The sequence below is a fragment of the Micromonospora rubida genome (assembly GCF_009908295.1).
In the GTDB taxonomy this organism is placed as follows: Bacteria; Actinomycetota; Actinomycetes; order Mycobacteriales; family Micromonosporaceae; genus Micromonospora; species Micromonospora rubida.
The window spans coordinates 1-5,361 of the sequence record NZ_JAAALO010000024.1; the positions used below are offsets into that span (position 1 = coordinate 1).

Here is a 5,361-nt window from a genome sequence, read left to right on the forward strand (position 1 = left end):
TGTCCGGCGGTGTCCTACTCTCCCACACCCTCCCGAGTGCAGTACCATCGGCGCTGGAGGGCTTAGCTTCCGGGTTCGGAATGTAACCGGGCGTTTCCCCTCCGCCATGACCGCCGTAACTCTATCGACATATCAAACAACACCAGCAACTGGTCTGTTGTTCATTTGTCGAGAGTTGCACAGTGGACGCGTAGCAGCTTAGTAGTCAAGTCCTCGGCCTATTAGTACCGGTCAACTCAACCCGTTACCGAGCTTACATTTCCGGCCTATCAACCCAGTAGTCTAGCTGGGGGCCTTACCCCACAAAAGTGGGTGGGATACCTCATCTTGAAGCGAGCTTCCCGCTTAGATGCTTTCAGCGGTTATCCCTTCCGAACGTAGCTAACCAGCCGTGCCCCTGGCGGGACAACTGGCACACCAGAGGTTCGTCCGTCCCGGTCCTCTCGTACTAGGGACAGCCCTTCTCAAGTATCCTACGCGCACGGCGGATAGGGACCGAACTGTCTCACGACGTTCTAAACCCAGCTCGCGTACCGCTTTAATGGGCGAACAGCCCAACCCTTGGGACCTGCTACAGCCCCAGGATGCGACGAGCCGACATCGAGGTGCCAAACCATCCCGTCGATATGGACTCTTGGGGAAGATCAGCCTGTTATCCCCGGGGTACCTTTTATCCGTTGAGCGACACCGCTTCCACTCGCAAGTGCCGGATCACTAGTCCCGACTTTCGTCCCTGCTCGACCTGTCAGTCTCACAGTCAAGCTCCCTTGTGTACTTGCACTCAACACCTGATTGCCAACCAGGCTGAGGGAACCTTTGGGCGCCTCCGTTACCTTTTAGGAGGCAACCGCCCCAGTTAAACTACCCACCAGACACTGTCCCTGAACCGGATAACGGCCCGAAGTTAGAAACCCAAATCAACCAGAGTGGTATTTCAAGATTGCCTCCACCCATACTGGCGTATGGACTTCACCGGCTCCCACCTATCCTACACAAGCTAATTCGGATACCAATGTCAAGCTATAGTAAAGGTCCCGGGGTCTTTCCGTCCTGCCGCGCGTAACGAGCATCTTTACTCGTAATGCAATTTCGCCGGGCCTGTGGTTGAGACAGTGGGGAAGTCGTTACGCCATTCGTGCAGGTCGGAACTTACCCGACAAGGAATTTCGCTACCTTAGGATGGTTATAGTTACCACCGCCGTTTACTGGCGCTTAAGTTCTCCGCTTCGCCCCGAAGAGCTAACAGGTCCCCTTAACGTTCCAGCACCGGGCAGGCGTCAGTCCATATACATCGAATTACTTCTTCGCATGGACCTGTGTTTTTAGTAAACAGTCGCTTCCCCCTGCTCTCTGCGGCCATACAACGCTCCACCCGCAAGGGGCTTCACGTCTCCGGCCCCCCTTCTCCCTAAGTTACGGGGGCAATTTGCCGAGTTCCTTAACCACAGTTCGCCCGATCGCCTCGGTATTCTCTACCTGACCACCTGTGTCGGTTTGGGGTACGGGCCGCTAAGAACTCGCTAGAGGCTTTTCTCGGCAGCATAGGATCACTGACTTCACCTGAATCGGCTCGGCATCACGTCTCAGCCTACATGCACCGCGGATTTGCCTACGGTACGGCCTACACGCTTACCCCGGCACAACCACCGGCCGGGCTCAGCTACCTTCCTGCGTCACCCCATCGCTTGACTACTACCCGCCAGGTTCCCACACTCACCCAGTTAAGTCCGAAGACCGCCCCAAGATCACACGGTTAGCACAACGAAGTTCATCATGGGCGTTCTTTCGCGGGTACGGGAATATCAACCCGTTGTCCATCGACTACGCCTCTCGGCCTCGCCTTAGGTCCCGACTCACCCAGGGCGGATTAGCCTGGCCCTGGAACCCTTGGTCATCCGGCGGAAGGGTTTCTCACCCTTCTTTCGCTACTCATGCCTGCATTCTCACTCGTGCCGCGTCCACAACTGGGTCACCCCGCTGCTTCACCCCCGGCACGACGCTCCCCTACCCATCCACACACCTGCACAAGGAATCAAGTCCAAGCGAGGTTAAAATGTGAATGCCACAGCTTCGGCGGTGTGCTTGAGCCCCGCTACATTGTCGGCGCGGAACCACTTGACCAGTGAGCTATTACGCACTCTTTAAAGGGTGGCTGCTTCTAAGCCAACCTCCTGGTTGTCTATGCGACCCCACATCCTTTTCCACTTAGCACACGCTTAGGGGCCTTAGCTGGTGATCTGGGCTGTTTCCCTCTCGACTACGAAGCTTATCCCCCGCAGTCTCACTGCCGCGCTCTCACTTACCGGCATTCGGAGTTTGGCTGATTTCGGTAAGCTTGTGGGCCCCCTAGACCATCCAGTGCTCTACCTCCGGCAAGAAACACGCGACGCTGCACCTAAATGCATTTCGGGGAGAACCAGCTATCACGGAGTTTGATTGGCCTTTCACCCCTAACCACAGGTCATCCCCCAACTTTTCAACGTTGGTGGGTTCGGCCCTCCACGCGGTCTTACCCGCGCTTCAGCCTGCCCATGGCTAGATCACTCCGCTTCGGGTCTAGGACACGCGACTGAACGCCCTATTCAGACTCGCTTTCGCTACGGCTCCCCCACACGGGTTAACCTCGCCACATGCCACTAACTCGCAGGCTCATTCTTCAAAAGGCACGCCGTCACCCCGCAAGGCTCCGACGGATTGTAGGCGAACGGTTTCAGGTACTATTTCACTCCCCTCCCGGGGTACTTTTCACCATTCCCTCACGGTACTTGTCCGCTATCGGTCACCAGGAAGTATTTAGGCTTACCAGGTGGTCCTGGCAGATTCACGGCAGATTACAGGGGTCCGCCGCTACTCGGGAACACCCACAGAAGACCAGCCACTTTCACCTACCGGACTCTCACCGCCTACGGTCAGCCATTCCAGACTGTTCGGCTAGCAACTGGTTTTATAACTTCTCGAACAAGTGTCAGCTCATTCAGCAAGGTCCCACAACCCCAACCACGCAACCCCTGACAGGTATCACACGCAGCCGGTTTAGCCTAGATCCGCTTTCGCTCGCCACTACTCACGGAATCACTCTTGTTTTCTCTTCCTACGGGTACTGAGATGTTTCACTTCCCCGCGTTCCCTCCACACACCCTATGTATTCAGGTGCGGGTGACATCACATGACTGATGCCAGGTTTCCCCATTCGGACACCCTGGGATCACAGCTTGGTTGACAGCTCCCCCAGGCCTATCGCGGCCTCCCACGTCCTTCATCGGCTCCTGGTGCCAAGGCATCCACCGTTCGCCCTTGACAACTTGACCACAAAGATGCTCGCGTCCACTGTGCAATTCTCAACAAACGACCAACCCACAACCCACAGCCCCACACCAAACCCGACAACCGCCGACGGTATGCGAGACCAGGCCATGCCTGGCAACCAACCCCCACCCACAGGTGAGGCAATGGCACCGAAGAAAACAACCACAACAGTTGTTCCTTCAGGACCCAACAGGGTGCTCTCCGCCCTCCACCAGCCGCACCAGGAAAACCATTCCCACCACCCAAAAGGGCAGCTGTACTAGGAATCCCGGCCGTTGCCAGAAGAAAACTCACCAGTGTCTCCGCCATTCGAGCACCCCGACCCGACATACGCAGGTCGCGGGCTCCATACCGCCTTTCGACGGATGGTGCTCCTTAGAAAGGAGGTGATCCAGCCGCACCTTCCGGTACGGCTACCTTGTTACGACTTCGTCCCAATCGCCAGCCCCACCTTCGACGGCTCCCTCCCACAAGGGGTTGGGCCACCGGCTTCGGGTGTTGCCGACTTTCGTGACGTGACGGGCGGTGTGTACAAGGCCCGGGAACGTATTCACCGCAGCGTTGCTGATCTGCGATTACTAGCGACTCCGACTTCACGGGGTCGAGTTGCAGACCCCGATCCGAACTGAGACCGGCTTTTTGGGATTCGCTCCACCTTACGGTATCGCAGCCCATTGTACCGGCCATTGTAGCATGCGTGAAGCCCTGGACATAAGGGGCATGATGACTTGACGTCATCCCCACCTTCCTCCGAGTTGACCCCGGCAGTCTTCGATGAGTCCCCGCCATAACGCGCTGGCAACATCGAACGAGGGTTGCGCTCGTTGCGGGACTTAACCCAACATCTCACGACACGAGCTGACGACAGCCATGCACCACCTGTGACCGCCCCCGAAGGACCTCACATCTCTGCGAGTTTTGCGGCCATGTCAAACCCAGGTAAGGTTCTTCGCGTTGCATCGAATTAATCCGCATGCTCCGCCGCTTGTGCGGGCCCCCGTCAATTCCTTTGAGTTTTAGCCTTGCGGCCGTACTCCCCAGGCGGGGCGCTTAATGCGTTAGCTGCGGCACAGGAAACCGGAGAGGTCCCCCACACCTAGCGCCCAACGTTTACAGCGTGGACTACCAGGGTATCTAATCCTGTTCGCTCCCCACGCTTTCGCTCCTCAGCGTCAGTATCGGCCCAGAGACCTGCCTTCGCCATCGGTGTTCCTCCTGATATCTGCGCATTTCACCGCTACACCAGGAATTCCAGTCTCCCCTACCGAACTCTAGCCTGCCCGTATCGACTGCAGGCCCGCAGTTGAGCTGCGGGTTTTCACAGTCGACGCGACAAGCCGCCTACGAGCTCTTTACGCCCAATAAATCCGGACAACGCTCGCACCCTACGTCTTACCGCGGCTGCTGGCACGTAGTTGGCCGGTGCTTCTTCTGCAGGTACCGTCACTTTCGCTTCGTCCCTGCTGAAAGAGGTTTACAACCCGAAGGCCGTCATCCCTCACGCGGCGTCGCTGCATCAGGCTTCCGCCCATTGTGCAATATTCCCCACTGCTGCCTCCCGTAGGAGTCTGGGCCGTGTCTCAGTCCCAGTGTGGCCGGTCGCCCTCTCAGGCCGGCTACCCGTCGTCGCCTTGGTAGGCCATTACCCCACCAACAAGCTGATAGGCCGCGAGCCCATCCCAGGCCGAAAAACTTTCCACCACCAGCCATGCGGCCAGCAGTAATATTCGGTATTAGCCCCCGTTTCCGAGGGTTATCCCAAAGCCTAGGGCAGGTTGCTCACGTGTTACTCACCCGTTCGCCGCTCGAGTACCCCGAAGGGCCTTTCCGCTCGACTTGCATGTGTTAAGCACGCCGCCAGCGTTCGTCCTGAGCCAGGATCAAACTCTCCAACAAAAACTTGTTGAAAAACTGTCCCGGCAACAAAAAGTGTTGCCAAAGGAATCCCAACCAGCCGAAACCCTAAAGTCCGACCAGTCCGGGGTATAAATCATAATTGGCACTGGCTTATCAAGCACCCTGTTGAGTTCTCAAAGAACAACCACACACCATCCG

The 5,361-nt window shown here is 57.2% G+C and carries 3 rRNA genes; all 3 read right to left on the reverse strand.

The features are described from left to right. Position 1: 1 nt before the first annotated feature. A 5S ribosomal RNA gene (gene rrf / locus GVV04_RS31860) occupies positions 2-118 on the reverse strand. An 83-nt stretch (positions 119-201) separates the two neighbouring features. Beyond that, positions 202-3,308: ribosomal RNA gene (locus GVV04_RS31865) — 23S ribosomal RNA — on the reverse strand. 377 nt (positions 3,309-3,685) lie between these two features. Beyond that, positions 3,686-5,202, reverse strand: a 16S ribosomal RNA gene (locus GVV04_RS31870). The 16S, 23S and 5S rRNA genes sit together here, the layout of an rRNA operon. Positions 5,203-5,361 lie beyond the last annotated feature (159 nt).